This window comes from Phytomonospora sp. NPDC050363, from assembly GCF_040655735.1.
Lineage (GTDB): Bacteria > Actinomycetota > Actinomycetes > Mycobacteriales > Micromonosporaceae > Phytomonospora.
In genome coordinates this window covers 85,073-98,679 of the sequence record NZ_JBFAKK010000012.1, presented here as the reverse complement: position 1 = coordinate 98,679, position 13,607 = coordinate 85,073, and the positions used below count along the sequence as shown (strand labels likewise).

The 13,607-nt window shown below is 70.9% G+C and carries 13 protein-coding genes; 5 read left to right on the top strand and 8 right to left on the bottom strand.

Annotation, left to right across the window (positions count from 1 at the left end; translation table 11 throughout):
• Positions 1-34: 34 nt before the first annotated feature.
• Positions 35-1,492, top strand: coding sequence for a menaquinone biosynthesis decarboxylase (locus tag AB0I28_RS28610; RefSeq protein ID WP_357498433.1), 1,458 nt, complete (start codon positions 35-37; stop codon positions 1,490-1,492).
• Positions 1,489-2,391, top strand: coding sequence for a menaquinone biosynthesis prenyltransferase MqnP (gene mqnP / locus AB0I28_RS28605; protein ID WP_357498431.1), 903 nt, complete (start codon positions 1,489-1,491; stop codon positions 2,389-2,391). The genes AB0I28_RS28610 and mqnP overlap by 4 nt, the downstream gene beginning before the upstream one ends.
• Before the next feature lie 9 nt (positions 2,392-2,400).
• Here the strand turns inward: mqnP and AB0I28_RS28600 are convergent, their stop codons facing one another.
• From AB0I28_RS28600 to AB0I28_RS28585, 4 genes are all read right to left on the bottom strand, one after another.
• Positions 2,401-2,805: a hypothetical protein gene (locus AB0I28_RS28600; RefSeq protein WP_357498430.1), complete on the bottom strand. Its 405-nt coding sequence runs from the start codon at positions 2,803-2,805 to the stop codon at positions 2,401-2,403.
• A gap of 97 nt (positions 2,806-2,902) precedes the next feature.
• Entirely contained in the window at positions 2,903-4,822 is a 1,920-nt protein-coding gene (locus AB0I28_RS28595; RefSeq protein WP_357498428.1) for an Hsp70 family protein, read from the bottom strand.
• A 48-nt stretch (positions 4,823-4,870) separates the two neighbouring features.
• Positions 4,871-5,527 (bottom strand): response regulator transcription factor, encoded by a 657-nt coding sequence (locus AB0I28_RS28590; protein WP_357498427.1) that lies wholly within the window; start codon positions 5,525-5,527, stop codon positions 4,871-4,873.
• Positions 5,524-6,771, bottom strand: a complete 1,248-nt coding sequence (locus AB0I28_RS28585; protein ID WP_357498425.1) for a histidine kinase — start codon at positions 6,769-6,771, stop codon at positions 5,524-5,526. The genes AB0I28_RS28590 and AB0I28_RS28585 overlap by 4 nt, the downstream gene beginning before the upstream one ends.
• Positions 6,772-6,988: 217 nt before the next feature.
• Here AB0I28_RS28585 and AB0I28_RS28580 point away from each other — a divergent pair, with 217 nt between their 5' ends.
• Positions 6,989-7,864, top strand: a complete 876-nt coding sequence (locus tag AB0I28_RS28580; protein ID WP_357498423.1) for a CPBP family intramembrane glutamic endopeptidase — start codon at positions 6,989-6,991, stop codon at positions 7,862-7,864.
• On the opposite strand, the gene AB0I28_RS28575 is transcribed toward AB0I28_RS28580, so the two are convergent.
• The gene (locus AB0I28_RS28575; RefSeq protein ID WP_357498421.1) at positions 7,803-9,038 is read right to left on the bottom strand and encodes an MFS transporter; all 1,236 of its coding nucleotides are present in this window, start codon (positions 9,036-9,038) and stop codon (positions 7,803-7,805) included. The genes AB0I28_RS28580 and AB0I28_RS28575 overlap by 62 nt on opposite strands.
• A 147-nt stretch (positions 9,039-9,185) precedes the next feature.
• On the opposite strand from AB0I28_RS28575, the gene AB0I28_RS28570 reads away from it, so the two are divergent.
• Entirely contained in the window at positions 9,186-9,530 is a 345-nt protein-coding gene (locus tag AB0I28_RS28570; protein WP_357498419.1) for a PadR family transcriptional regulator, read from the top strand.
• Complete coding sequence (locus AB0I28_RS28565) at positions 9,531-10,187, top strand: hypothetical protein (protein WP_357498418.1); 657 nt, start codon at positions 9,531-9,533, stop codon at positions 10,185-10,187. It begins immediately after the preceding gene.
• A gap of 56 nt (positions 10,188-10,243) precedes the next feature.
• On the opposite strand, the gene ccsB is transcribed toward AB0I28_RS28565, so the two are convergent.
• Genes ccsB through AB0I28_RS28550 form a run of 3 tightly spaced genes read right to left on the bottom strand, consistent with a single transcriptional unit; the run spans position 10,244 to position 13,568 of the window.
• The gene (gene ccsB / locus AB0I28_RS28560; RefSeq protein ID WP_357498416.1) at positions 10,244-11,266 is read right to left on the bottom strand and encodes a c-type cytochrome biogenesis protein CcsB; all 1,023 of its coding nucleotides are present in this window, start codon (positions 11,264-11,266) and stop codon (positions 10,244-10,246) included.
• A complete protein-coding gene (locus tag AB0I28_RS28555) occupies positions 11,266-12,840 on the bottom strand; it encodes a cytochrome c biogenesis protein ResB (RefSeq protein WP_357498415.1) in 1,575 nt (524 codons plus the stop codon). Before AB0I28_RS28555 ends, ccsB begins: the two co-directional genes overlap by 1 nt.
• A complete protein-coding gene (locus AB0I28_RS28550; protein WP_357498785.1) occupies positions 12,837-13,568 on the bottom strand; it encodes a cytochrome c biogenesis protein CcdA in 732 nt (243 codons plus the stop codon). Before AB0I28_RS28550 ends, AB0I28_RS28555 begins: the two co-directional genes overlap by 4 nt.
• Positions 13,569-13,607: the final 39 nt, after the last annotated feature.

The following is a 13,607-nucleotide window of genomic DNA, read 5'->3' as shown; positions in this document are numbered from 1 at the left end:
TCACCCCCTCAGAGGATCGGGTTGAATGTCTTCCATGGCCAAAGGCTTCCCGTACGCAGACCTCCCCGAGTTCCTCAGCGCGCTCGAGCGTGACGGGGACCTGCGCCGCGTCACCGCCCCCGTCGACCCCACCCTGGAGATCAGCGAGATCACCCAGCGGGTCGTCCGCGACAACGGTCCCGCCCTCCTCTTCGAGAACCCCACGCGCGGCGACATGCCCGTGGCGATGAACCTCTTCGGCAACGTCGACCGCATGGCCAAGGCCCTCGGCGTCGGCCACCTCGACGAGATCGGCGAGCGCATCGGCGAGCTCATCAAGCCCGACCTGCCCATCGGGTGGGGCGGGATCCGCGACGGGCTCGGCAAGCTGATGCAGCTGAAGTCGCTGCCGCCGAAGAAGACCAAGAGCGCGCCGTGCCAGGAGGTCGTCTACAAGGGCGACAAGGTCGACCTCAACCGCCTGCCCGGGCTGGTCACCTGGCCCGGCGACGGCGGCATCTTCCACAACTACGGCCTGACGCACACGCGCCACCCGGAGACGGGCAAGCGCAACCTGGGCCTGTACCGGCTCCAGCAGCACGACCACCGCACGCTGGGCATGCACTGGCAGATCCACAAGGACTCCACGGCCCACCACGCCGTCGCCGAGCGGCGCGGTGAGCGCCTGCCGGTGGCGATCGCCTTCGGCTGCGACCCGGTGGTCTCCTACGCGGCCTCGGCGCCGCTGCCCGGCGACATCGACGAGTACCTGTTCGCCGGTTTCCTGCGAGGGCAGCGCGTCGAGATGGTCGACTGCCTGACCGTGCCGCTCCAGGTCCCGGCGAGCGCGCAGGTCGTGCTGGAGGGCTACGTCGAGCCCGGCGAGCGCCTTCCCGAGGGCCCCTTCGGGGACCACACCGGCTTCTACACGCCGGTCGAGCCGTTCCCGGTGCTGCACGTGGAGACGATGACGACGCGGAAGAACCCGATCTACCACTCGATCATCACCTCTCGCCCGCCGCAGGAGGACCTGGGGCTGGGCAAGGCGACCGAGCGGATCTTCAAGCCGCTGATCCGCCTGATGATCTCCGACATCGTCGACATGAACATGCCCGAGCCGGGTGTGTTCCACAACGCGCTGGTGGTGTCGATCCGCAAGCGCTACCCGAAGCACGCGCAGAAGGTCATGAACGCCATCTGGGGCCTGCACCTGCTGTCGCTGACGAAGCTGATCGTGGTCGTCGACGAGGACTGCGACGTGCAGGATCTGCGCGAGGTCGCCTTCCGTGCCTTCGGCAACGTCGACTACAAGCACGACCTGCTGCTCACCGAGGGCCCGGTCGACCACCTCGACCACGGTTCCTACCAGCAGTTCTGGGGCGGCAAGGCCGGCATCGACGCGACCGCGAAGCTCGTCACCGAGGGCTACACGCGCGGCTGGCCGGAGATGACCGTGATGTCCCCCGACATCGTGTCCAAAGTGGACAAGCGCTGGTCGGAGTTCGGGCTGTGACCGCCCCCGAGACGACCCGCCGCAACCCCGTGCGGGCGTTCACGCGCCTGGTCGTCATCGAGCACTCGGTCTTCGCGCTCCCCTTCGCCTACCTGGCGACGCTGACCGCGATGTACCTGAACCGGCCCGAGACCGGCGGCTGGGTCCGCTGGTGGGACCTGCTCCTGGTGACCGTGGCGATGGTCGCCGGGCGCACCTTCGCGATGGCCGCCAACCGCATCATCGACCGCAAGATCGACGCCGGAAACCCCCGCACCGCCAAGCGCGAACTGGTCACCGGCGTGGTCAGCCTGCGCACCGCCTACGTCGGCAGCGCCGTGTCCCTCGCGGTGTTCTTCGCCGCCGCGGCGCTGCTCAACCCGCTGTGCCTGGTGCTGTCGCCGCTGGCGGTGATCCCGCTGATCGTCTACCCGTACGGCAAGCGCTTCACCGACTACCCGCACGCGATCCTCGGGCTGGCGCAGGCCGTCGCGCCCGTCGGCGCGTGGCTCGCCGTCACCGGGACCTTCGCCGGTTCCGGCCCGGCGTGGGTGCTCGGCGTCGGCGTCGGCCTGTGGATCGGCGGCTTCGACCTCATCTACGCCTGCCAGGACGTCGCCGCCGACCGCACCAACGGCGTGAAGTCCTTCCCCGCCAGGTGGGGCATCGCCGCCGCACTGCACACGTCGAGCGCCGTGCACGCGGTCACCTTCGCGCTGTTCGTGTGGTTCGGCGCGCTGACCGGCTACGGTCCACTGTGGTGGGTCGGGCTCGGGCTCGCCGCCGTCGCCTTCGTCTACCAGCACGTGATCGTCAGGCCCGGCGACCTGTCGAAGGTCAACCGGGCCTTCTTCACGTCCAACGGCTTCGTCGGAATCGCGCTGTTCGTCTTCGCGCTCGCCGACCTGCTGACGCGGTGAGCCGCTGAGTCAGGCGTCCCAGGCGAAGCCGTCGTCGTTCCAGGCGTCCTGCTCGTCGATCTTCGACAGGGTCACCGCGATCGACGCGCCGGGCGCCTCGGCCGGCACGTGCACGGTCGCGGTGAGCGCTCGGTCGTGGCTGGCCACGCGGTAGTTCGTGCCGCCCTGGCCGTCGGGGGCGCTGCCCTCGATCTCAAGGTCGGCCACCGTCGGCGGGGCCCAGCCGAGGTCGTCGCAGCGCGCGCGGACGGCGTGCACGGCCAGCAGTCGGCTCTCGGCCTCACTGCCGGCCACGACGGCCGTCGGGCCGCTGGCGACCATGTACTTCACCGTGGTGAACGCCAGATCGCCAGGGGCGTTCTCCGGCGGGCGGGCGCCGCCGGAAGGCTGGAGAACAGGCTCGGGGTCGGTCATGTGCACACGGTAGCCGGTCGGGGCGAGAGCGGGTAGGGGCGATCTTCGCCGTTTCGCCCAGCCGCTCCGTTCTTGGCGGCAACGGCGAAGCGGGCACTCAAGCGACCGCTTCGATCGTCCCCGCCAAGGCGAACGAGAGGGCCAGGACGGCGCAGCCGAGGAACCAGCGCGTGACCATCGGGACCGGCAGGCGATACTCCGACCGGTACCACTCGGCGACGGAGTCGGTGAACAGCAGTTCGAGCGCCAGCAGCGCCACGCCCGAGTACAGCAGATGGACCGGGCCGTAGTCCCAGTCCTCGAAGCCGATCATGGTCAGCGCGGCGACGATGAGGCCGAGCGATGCCACCGCGAAGCCGCCCACGAGCGCCCAGCGGACGGCCGGGGCGCGAAGGCGGTGCAGGAGAAGCAGACTCCCGGCCGCGATGAGCAGGATGAAGCGGCAGGTGATGACGAAGGTCTCCGTGTCGGACCCGAAACCGCCCTCCCCGAACCAGCTGTACTCGCCGAGGTCCCCGCCCATGAGCGGGGACATCGAGGCACCGAAGAGCAGGCAGGCCGCGATGATCCACAGCCCCGGCGGGCCGAGCCCGGCCTTGAGGCTCTCGAATACGGTCGCGACGCCGGAAGGGGTTTTCGGTGCCGTGCCGGGCGATCGCTTCGAGCGGAGCGGTGCGGGTGGTCCCTGGCGGTTGCCGACCAGCGCCAAGGCCGCGTCCGCGGAGAGCACCGACCGGTGAACGGTCGCCGGGGGCGGCCCGAAGCTCGCGGGCGCACCGAAGGTCGGGGACGGAGGCGGCGGATAGACCGGCTGCTGCGTGGGCGGCGGGTAGACCGCGTGCGCGCCGGAGACCGGCGCCGGGGGTGCGGAGACGACCGGGGGCGCCGATACCGGCGGTGAGGCCATCGGCGCGGGCGACTGCGGTGACCCCGTCGGCTGCGCGGGAATGGGCGGCGCGGAGCCCGGCGCCTGAACCACCGGCGGCTCGGCCAGCACCGCTCCACGGGCGACGACCTGCTCCAGGTCGTCGGCGGCGACGGGTGCCACCCCCAGCGCCCGGTGCAGGAGCGTCGCCACCAGCGGCATACGGCTGGCGCCGCCGACGAGGAACACCGCTGCCAGCGACGCGGGCGCCACACCCGAATCGGTCACGACGGCCTTGGTCACCGTCACCGCGCGGGCCAGCATGGGCGCGGCCAGCGCGTCGAGTTCATCGCGGGTGACGTGCACGTCGGCGCCGCCCGGCACGTACAACTCCGCCGAGGCCCGGCGCGACAGGCTCTCCTTCACCCGCCGCACGTCCTCGCGGAACAGCCACGCCTCCCGTGTCTCGATCATTTCGGCGGCCTTGGAGTGACCGATGGCACTCTTGAGACGGCCGATGACGGCCTCGTCGATGTCGATACCGCCGAGGTTGTCGAGACCGTCGACGGACAGCACCTCGAAACCGGAAGCGGTGCGGCGGACCACGCTGGCGTCGAAGGTCCCGCCGCCGAAGTCGTGGACGGCCACGGCCCCACCGACCGGCACCTCCTGGCGCATCGCGTGCACGTAGAACCGTGCCGCCGCAACAGGTTCGGGCATCAGCCGCACGTCACGCAGACCCGCCGCCCGAGCCCCCTGGAGCAGGACCTGGCGCCGGGTCGGGCCCCAGGACGCCGGATGCGTGAGGGTCACCTGCGGCGGCACGCTGCCGTTGACCTCCGCGCAACGCCGCCGGACCTGCGACAGCACCGCGGCGAACAGGTCGGTCACGGCGAACTCCCGCTCGCCGAGCAGGACCGTGCCGTCGTCGACCCGCCGTTTCGGGTGCGGCTCGCAGCGGTCGGGCCGCATCCGCGCGGCATGGCGCGCGTCGGTGCCGACGATCAGCTCACCGCCGGACTCGGCGTAGACGGCCGACGGCAGAAGCGGCGAACCGTCGAAAAGCAAAGGCTCAACCGACCCCTCGGCCCTCACCAGCGTCGCGACGGTGTGGGAGGTGCCGAAGTCGATGCCGAGATGCGGAGACGACATGCCGAACAGCCTAGGGCTTGTGCATCATCCACATGCGACTCCCCGCGTTCACCCGCCGGGAGTGACGAAACCCGACTCGTAGGCCATCACCACGGCCTGGGTCCGGTTGTCGGCACCTAGTTTCGCCAGAATGTTCCCGACGTGCGTCTTCACCGTCTCCAGGCTCACGTACAGCCGCGCGGCGATGTCGAGATTGGACAGTCCGGCGGCCATGAGCCGGAGCACGTCGGTCTCCCGGCCGGTCAGGGCGGGCGATCCCGCACGCCCTGCGGGCGGGAGGGCCGGCCGGGAGGCCGCCAGCCGCCGGATCGCCTCGGGGAACAGCATCGTGTCCCCGGCGGCGACCAGTCGCAGGGCGTGCGCGATCTGCGCCGAGCGGGCGCGTTTGAGCAGGAAGCCGCTGGCGCCGGCGTGCAGGGCGTCGTAGACGTAGTCGTCGTTCTCGAAGGTCGTGATGACCACGACCTTCGGCGGATCGGCCAGCTCCTCGCGCAGCGTCCTGGTGGCCCGGATGCCGTCCATGCCGGGCATCCGCACGTCCATCAGCACGATGTCGGGCCGAAGCTCGCGGGCCAAGCCCAGCACCTGCGCACCGTCGGCGGCCTCACCCACGACCTCCACGTCGTCCTCTGTGGACAACAGCGCCCGCAGGCCCGTGCGGGTCAGCTCGTCGTCGTCGACGACGAGCACCGACACCGGGCTCACGCGTCCGCCTTCAGCGGCAGCCGCGCCGACAGACGCCAGCGCCGGCCGTACTCGTCGTCGACCGGGCTGAAGTCGACTTCTCCGCGCAGAAGGCGCACCCGGTCGGTGATCCCGACGAGTCCGTGTCCGCGCCGCTCCGGGTCGGCCGGCACGGTGGTGACGGCGAGCGGGTTGCTGAGTTCGACGCGCAGCCAGGACCCTTCGACCTCGACGCGCACCGCGACCGGCGCCTGCCCGGCATGGCGCATCGCGTTGGTCAGGCCCTCCTGGACGATCCGGTAGGCCTCCCGGGAGACCGTCGCGGGGACGCCGTCGAGGGTCTCGCCGAGGCGGGCGTCGACCTCCGTCCCGGTCTGGCGCACATGGTCGAACAACGCCGGCAGGTCGGCCAGCGTGCGCTGCGGGGACCGGCCCGCCGAGCGGCCGTCGCGCAGGACGCCGAGCACGTGGTCGAGGTCTTCGAGGGCGGCCCGCGAGGACTCCTCGATGCTGTTGAGGGCGCGGCGGGCCGACTCCGGCTCACTGTCCATGAGCCGCCCGGCGACGGCGGCCTGGATCGTCGCGGCCGTCAGCGTGTGGCCGATCGAGTCGTGCAGCTCCTGGGCGAGCCGGCCGCGCTCGGTCAGCACCGCCGTCCGCTCTTCGAGGACGACGATCCGCTCGGCGCTGCGGGGGCCGAGCAGGATCGGCGCGAGGCGGCGCAGGCCGGCGGTCGCGGCGGCCACCGAGCCGAAGATCGCGGTGAGGAACAGCGCGGCCGGCGGGAACACCCACAGGCCCGCGACTCCGCCCGAAACGACGATGGCCCGGTCGAAGTAGACCAGCTCACCGCCGCCGGATCCCCACATGCCCACCGGCACCAGCGCCGACAACAGCAGGAGAAAGCACAGGCCTGCCAGGATCCCCCCGCTGAGGACCATCACGACGGTCCACGCGGCGGACCGCAGCCGACTCGGCCAGCGGCTCCCGCGCGGCCGCGCCGGACGCGGGATGACCGTGCCGAGCAGCGCGTTGGCGACGCTCACGTGCGCCCTGCGGATGCCGTCGGGCAGCCCGATCAGGGCGACGAGCACGGTCCAGGCCACCACCAGCACCGCCGGCGCGAGGGGCCTTGTCGTCTTGAGCGCCAAGACGACCACGACGGCGAAGGGCAGTGCCGCCGTCCCGAGCATGAGCCCGAGTACGCCGTACACCCAGCCCTTGAACGCGCTCACGCCGAACAGGCTTCCGAAGATCTTCCGCATGCCAGCCAGTGTGCCGTCGGGGCCGCCGGCGCACCTCCCTCCGGGGAGGGACCCACCGGGAAGGGAGATCGGACTTTCGGCCGGGGGCTGGCTCTTTCGAGGGAGTCGTCCTCTCTCCCTTTCTCGGGAGCCCGATCCCGCTCTCCGGCGGGATGTGGCGAAGCCTCGCGGTGACGAGGCTTTCGGCGGTCATCGTCTATCCGGAAAGGGACCCCTCGTGTCCACTCAACTCACCACCGCCGACAGGCGCCGCGGCCTGCTGTGGTTCCTGCTCATCTCCTTCGGGGTCACCTGGGCCTACCTGTTCGGCGCGCGGCTGCTGCTCGGCTGGTCGCTGGTCAACCCGCTCGTGCAGCTCCCGATGGGCTTCACACCGGCGATCGCGGCCTTCGCCGTGCGCAGGTGGATCACCCGTGAGGGCTTCGCCGACGCCGGTCTCGCGCTGCGGCTGCGCAAGGCCTGGTGGCACTACCTCGTCGCCTGGCTGGCGCCGCTGGGCCTGGCCGTCGCCTCCTGTGTCGTGGCGTGGGCGAGCGGCCTGTGGGAGCCCGACCTGTCCGGCCTCGACGAGCTGGCGCCCGGGATCCCCTGGTGGGGCGTCATCGTGGCCCTCCAGTTGCTCATCCTCGTGCTCACGCCGGTCTACTTCGGCGAGGAGTTCGGCTGGACCGGCTACCTGCGGCTGCGGATCTACCCGGGACGGCCGGTCGCCGCGACCGTCGCGACCGGCCTGATCTGGGCGGTCTGGCACTTCCCGCTGGCCTTCCTCGGCTACGCCGAGTACTCCAACGTCGCCCTCGGCCTCGCGGTCTGGACGATCTCCTTCCTGATGCAGGAGATCATGCTGAGCTGGCTGCGGATCCGCAGCGGCACGATCTGGACGGCCGGCCTCGCCCACGCCGGCAACAACATGGTCCTGTCGCTGCTGACGGCGGCTCTGCTCACCGCCGGCGAGGGCGGGACCCTCGACGCGATCGTGGTGACCGTGCTGATGTACGTGCCCATGGGCGCGTTGTGCGTGTGGATCGTCCTCAGTGGGCAGTTGTCGGCACGGCGGACGGCCGCGCGGACTCCGGTGGATTCGACAGCGTGACCGCGCCCGGGACGAGCAGCACGGCGTAGGTGCTCACCAGCAGCACGACGGCCGCGACGATCCCGAACACGCCCATCCCGACGCCGAGCGCGACGGCCGGGATCACCGCCTTGGCGACCGGATCGAGGCAGAACGTCAGCAGGTGCTCGATGCCGAAGACACGGCCGTGCACCTCCGGCGGGAACGCCCGCGAGAGTCCGGAGAGCCAAAAGACGAAGAAGGTGCTGATCCCGGCCCAGGCCACGAAGGCGATCGCGCAGAAGACCCACAGCGGCACGTCCCAGACAAGACAGACCGGCAGCAGGGCGCAGGGGGCCATCGCGTTCATCGCGACCACGCCCGGCCGCTTCGTGCGGATCCGGCCGGCGATGAGCGAGCCGACCAGCGCGCCGACGAAACCGGCCGTGGTGATCCAGCCGTAGGCGCCCTTCGGGTAGCGCTCGACGGCCACGATCGCGGTGAGCACGTAGTTCGGGGCGAAGAGGAAGAAGACCTGGATCGTGCCCTGGAGCATGATCGCGGTGGCCCAGCGGTTCCGCAGCACGATGCGCACGCCGTCGCGGGCCTCGGCGAAGACCGAGCCGATACCGCCCCCGGGCGAGCCCGTGACGGCGGGCAGGCGCAGGAAGAGCAGCGTCAGCAGGCTGACCACGTAGGTGGCGACGTTGACGATCAGCGCGACCTCCGCGCCGGCGGTCGCCACGAGCACGCCGCCCAGCGCGGAGCCGGCCGCCATGCCGATCCGCTTGGTCGCCGAGTCGAGCGCGTTGGCCCGTTCCAGGAGCTCGCCCGACACGATCTGCGGCATCGCCGCCCGGTGCGCCGGCTGGTAAAGACCCACGCCGACCCCGATCACCGCCGCCGCGAGCAGCAGCGACCACAGTGGACCGTCGGCGCCGAGCAGGAGGTAGGCGGTGATCCCCGCGACGCACAGCACGTCGGAGGCGGCCATCAGCAGACTGCGCGAGTAGCGGTCGGCGAACACGCCGCCGAGGATGGTGAAGAACGCGCCGGTCCCGGCCTCGGCGGCCAGGACGTAGGCGAAGTCGGTTCCCGCGCGGTGCGCCAGCAGCAGCCCCGGCAGGGCCACGACGGTGACACCGACGCCGACGACACTGGTGGCCTGACCGAGCCAGAAGGCCTGGAAGCGACGGTCGCGCAAGAGGACCCACACGGTGCACTCCGCCTTAACTCTCGGGGATTCCCGGCGATCATCACCCCGGCCGCCCGAGCCCGGCAAGCGAGTTTGCGACTACTCGGCGAGGGCTGCGCACTAGTGCGCCGTTGACACTATTCCGCAATGCGAAGTAGCCTGTCCCCTGTGGACAGGACGCAACTGCTCAAGGGAGTGCTCGACATCGCCGTGCTCGCCGTGCTGAAAGAAGAGGACGGCTACGGATACGACATCCTGCGCCGCCTGCGGCAGGCCGGATTCCACGACGTGGGCGACGCCTCGGTCTACGGCACGCTCCGCCGCCTCTTCCAGGGCGGGCACCTCGTCACCTACGTCGTGCCCAGCGACTCCGGCCCGCACCGCAAGTACTACTCGCTCAACTACTCGGGCCGGGTCCAGCTCGACCTCGCCGCCAAGACCTGGACCGACTTCGCCGACACGATGAGCAGCCTGCTGTCGCCCGGTCCGGCCAAGCCCCGCAAGGAGACCTGAGTGAACCCCATCAGCCCGGCGACCGGCACTCGCGACGACGAGATCGCCCACTACATCGCCGCCGTCGAAGACTCCCTGTCCGACCTGCCGCCGCACATCCGGGGAGAGCTGATCGGCGACCTCGTCGACCACCTCACCGAGATCGCCGGCGAGACGACCACGGCCGTCCCCCTCGCCGCACGCCTCGGCCCACCCGAGGGCTACGCGGCCGAACTGCGCGCGACCCTCCCGGCGAGAACCGCCGTCCCGATGCCGCATCCCCTGCCCCACCAGGGATTCGCGCCCGCGCGCACGGCCTCGATGGACTGGGCCGACGCGGTCGACCGAGCCGACCTCGCCCTCGGCGGCTTCGCGGGCTACCCGCGCTTCTCCGAGCTGTGCCGGGCACTGCGACCCGGCTGGTGGGCACTGCGCGGAGCGCTCCTGGTCCAGTTCCCGCTCTCCTACTTCCTGCTCGGCGGCGGCGGTCACGTCGTCCTGTACTCCAGCATCGCCCTGCTGCCACTGGGATTGCTCTACGCCGCCGGAGCGCTGGCCTCCATCCGCCTCGGGCGGATGCGCGGCCCCAACGCCGCCAGTATCAACGTCCTGGCCGGCATCGCCGCCCTCGGCGGCGTGCTGGTACTCGTCGGGTCCCGGTTCTCCTACCTGTTCTGAGGACGCCGAAAAGCCCGCGCACCCGGACGTCGTCCGAGCACGCGGGCTCGCGGTCGTCAGACCCCCGCGTAGGAGTGCAGCCCACTCCACACGAGGTTCACGCCGAACAGGTTGAAGATCATCGCCACCCAGCCGATCACCACGATCCACGGCGCCAGCCTGCGCCCGCCGGGACCGGTCGCCCGCGCGTGCAGGTAGGCCGCGTAGATCACCCACGCGACGAAGGACCAGACCTCCTTGGGGTCCCAGCCCCAGTAGCGGCCCCAGGCGCGCTCGGCCCACACGGCACCGGCGATCACCCCGAAGGTCCACAGTGGAAACGCGAACACGTGCAGCTTGAAGACCAGCCGCTCCAGGTTCGCCACGGCAGGCAGGCGCTCGCCGAGGCTGATCGGGAAGCGCAGTGTCCTGCCCGATCCCTGCACCTGGTCGTAACGGCGGCGGATCAGCTGGAGCGCGGCCGGCACGAAGCCGACCATGAAGATCCCGCTGGCGATGACGGCCGCGGTCACGTGGATGGCGATCCAGTACGAGTTCAGCGCGGGCACCAGCGGCGCCGCCTCGGTGTAGAGGCGGGTCGCGGTGCCCAGCAGGAGGATCGCCACGAGCGTGATGAACAGCCCGAGGCGGCGGGCGGCCATGCCGGTCATCACGACCACGAGCCACGTCACGACGCCGACCAGGCACACGGCGATGATGAACTCGTACATGTTGCCCCAGGGCACGCGCCCGACCGACCACGCGCGCAGCACCAGGCTCGCCAGGTGCAGCGCCGCGCCGATCCAGGTGAGCCACAGCGCCACGACTCCGGCCCGGTTGGCCTGGTTCATGGTGATGCCGAGCCGTTCGGCGCGTTCGGAGACGTGCTCGTCCTCGTCCTCGGCGTCGTCGCCGGCCGATTCGGCGACATCCGGCCCGCCGGCGCCCGCCAGCACCCTGGCCTTCGACGCCGTGACCGCCGCGCGCCGCCCGAAGGCGTACTCCAGGGCGTATCCGAGCATCGCCACGGCGTAGAACACGATCGTGGCGACGAAGAGTTTGTCGGCGGTGTTGGCGAGTGTCGCATCCACGTCGGGCATCAGGACTCCTTGGCCTTGGCGACGAGTTCGCCGAACTCAACGGCGAAAGCTTGGTTCTCGGTGCGGGGCAGACCGCCCGCGGTGACGTCGTTTCCGTTGACACGGAACCAGACCCGGCGGCGCTTGACGAGTAGCGAGGGCAACAGCCCGGCCAGCAGCGCCACCGAGGACCACAGCACGATCCCCTCACCGGGGTCGGAACGGGTCTGGATGGTCGCGTACTGCTGGAGCGCCTTGAAGGTCACGGTCCCACCCGCGACCTGCTTCGACTCGCCCAGCTTCAGCAGGAAACCCTGCCCCTCGGCGTTCAGCGCGCCGCTGGCGACCTGCTGCCGGTCGAGCGCGTAGACCGAACCGGGCCGGCCCCTGTCGAGTCCGGTGTCGCCGACGTAGGCGAACAGCATCACGGCCGGGTTGTTCGCCGACGGGAACAGCGACCTCGTGTAGGGCGCCTCGTCGGGGACGGTCGGCATGAACATGCCCTCGAAGGCGACCTGCTTCGTCTTGTCGCGCACGCCCTCGGGGGTGATGTTGGCGTCGGGGAACATCGCCACGCCCTCCGACAGCATCGTCGCGGCGTCCATCGGCAGGAACGGCGTCGAGGAGGTCTGCACGTTGCCGTGCTGGTCGGTGAACTCGATGACCGGCGCGTACCCGTGCCCGAGCAGGTAGACGTTGTTGTCGGCCAGGCGCAGCGGCTCGTTGACCTCCAGGTGGTAGGCCTCGTCGGGTGCCCCGCCGCCCTCGCCGTAGCGCAGGTCGGCGGAGTACATCATCGGCTGGCCGTTGTCGAGGTAGCTCGCCTCGAAGTCGTCGAGCTGGATGCAGAACTTCGGCAGGTCGGCCGGGGTGACGTTGGGGCCGAGCCCGTAGTCGTCGTACTGCTGGAGGTTGTTGCAGAAGGCGTTGTCGGCGCCCTCGCCGAGGATCCGGTTGCCGTGCCAGCCGTACAGGGCGCCGAAGGCGACGCCGACCAGCAGGCCGAGCAGCGCGAAGTGGAACAGCAGGTTCCCGGTCTCGCGCAGGTACCCCTTCTCCGCGCTCAGCGTCACCGTCCCGTCGGCGTGCTCGCGCACGATCGTCCGATACCGGCGCGAGCGCAGCACCGAGCGCAGCCGCGCGACGGTCTCGCCGTCGTCCTCGGCGGTCCACGACGCCTTCTCCGGCATCAGGTCGAGGCGCGCGGGAGCGTCGGGCGGGCGTCGGCGCAGGGCGTCGAAGTGCTCGCGCAGCCGGGGGACGAGGCAGCCGATGAGGGAGATGAACAGCAGGCCGTAGATCGCGGCGAACCAGGGCGCGGCGTAGACGTCGAACATCCACAGCCGGTCGAGGAACGGTGCGAGGTCGGGGTTCTCGGCGAAGTAGGCGTTGACGTTCTCGATGTTGACGGTGCGCTGGGGCAGGATCGAGCCGGGGATCGCGCCGACCGCCAGGGCGAACAGCAGGATCAGGGCGGTGCGCATGCTGGTGAGCTGGCCCCACCATTTGCGGGCCAGCGCGACGGGCCGTTTCCACCAGGGTCGCCCGCGGCGTGGCGTGGCCACGGCCTTCTTCTCGCGCACGTCGACGCTCATATGCCCACCTCGCCGGGTCCGACCTCGGCGCGCAGCCAGTTGTTGAAGTCGCCCCACACGCCGGTGACGAGGGCGAGGCCGACCAGGATCAGCAGGATCCCGCCGATGGCGGTGACCCAGCGGCTGTGGCGGCGGATGAAGGCGAAGACGCCGAGTAGTTTGCGAAAGCCCAGCCCGAAGGCCAGGAAGGGGAGGCCGAGTCCGAGGCAGTAGGCCACGGCGAGGACGACGCCTCGCCCGGCCTGCCCGGAGACGGCCGACATGCCGAGGACCGCGCCGAGGGTCGGCGACAGGCACGGCGTCCAGGACAGCGCGAAGACCGCGCCGAGGACGGGGGCGCCGAGCAGGCCGGCGTCGGGGAGCTTGCGGTTGGAGCGCCACATGCCCTGCGTGCCGGGGATGATCCCGAGGAACACCACGCCGAGGGCGATGATGCCGACGCCGACCCAGCGCTCGACGGTCGGGGCGTTGACCATGAGCGTCTGGCCGACGGTGGCGAAGGCGAAGCCGATCAGGGTGAACACGACGGTGAAGCCGGCGATGAACAGGGCGCAGCCGGCGATGATGCGGCCGCGCTTCTCGCCGGAGTCGAGGTCGGAGCCGGCCAGCCCGGTCACGTAGGAGAGGTAGCCGGGGACCAGCGGGAGGATGCACGGGGAGGCGAAGCTGACCAGCCCGGCGAGTGCGGCCACGGCGATGGCGATGAGGATCGGGCCGCCGGTGGCCATCTCGGAGAAGCCGTTCACCGCGGCCTCCTCTCAGCGCGC

What these genes read in the sequence shown, in the direction of transcription:
- AB0I28_RS28610 (WP_357498433.1), top strand. Translation starts at nt 35, where the DNA reads ATGGCCAAAGGCTTCCCGTACGCAGACCTCCCCGAGTTCCTCAGCGCG.
- AB0I28_RS28600 (WP_357498430.1), bottom strand. Translation starts at nt 2,805, where the DNA reads ATGACCGACCCCGAGCCTGTTCTCCAGCCTTCCGGCGGCGCCCGCCCG.
- AB0I28_RS28595 (WP_357498428.1), bottom strand. Translation starts at nt 4,822, where the DNA reads ATGTCGTCTCCGCATCTCGGCATCGACTTCGGCACCTCCCACACCGTC.
- AB0I28_RS28585 (WP_357498425.1), bottom strand. Translation starts at nt 6,771, where the DNA reads ATGCGGAAGATCTTCGGAAGCCTGTTCGGCGTGAGCGCGTTCAAGGGC.
- ccsB (WP_357498416.1), bottom strand. Translation starts at nt 11,266, where the DNA reads ATGCCCGACGTGGATGCGACACTCGCCAACACCGCCGACAAACTCTTC.
- AB0I28_RS28555 (WP_357498415.1), bottom strand. Translation starts at nt 12,840, where the DNA reads ATGAGCGTCGACGTGCGCGAGAAGAAGGCCGTGGCCACGCCACGCCGC.
- AB0I28_RS28550 (WP_357498785.1), bottom strand. Translation starts at nt 13,568, where the DNA reads ATGGCCACCGGCGGCCCGATCCTCATCGCCATCGCCGTGGCCGCACTC.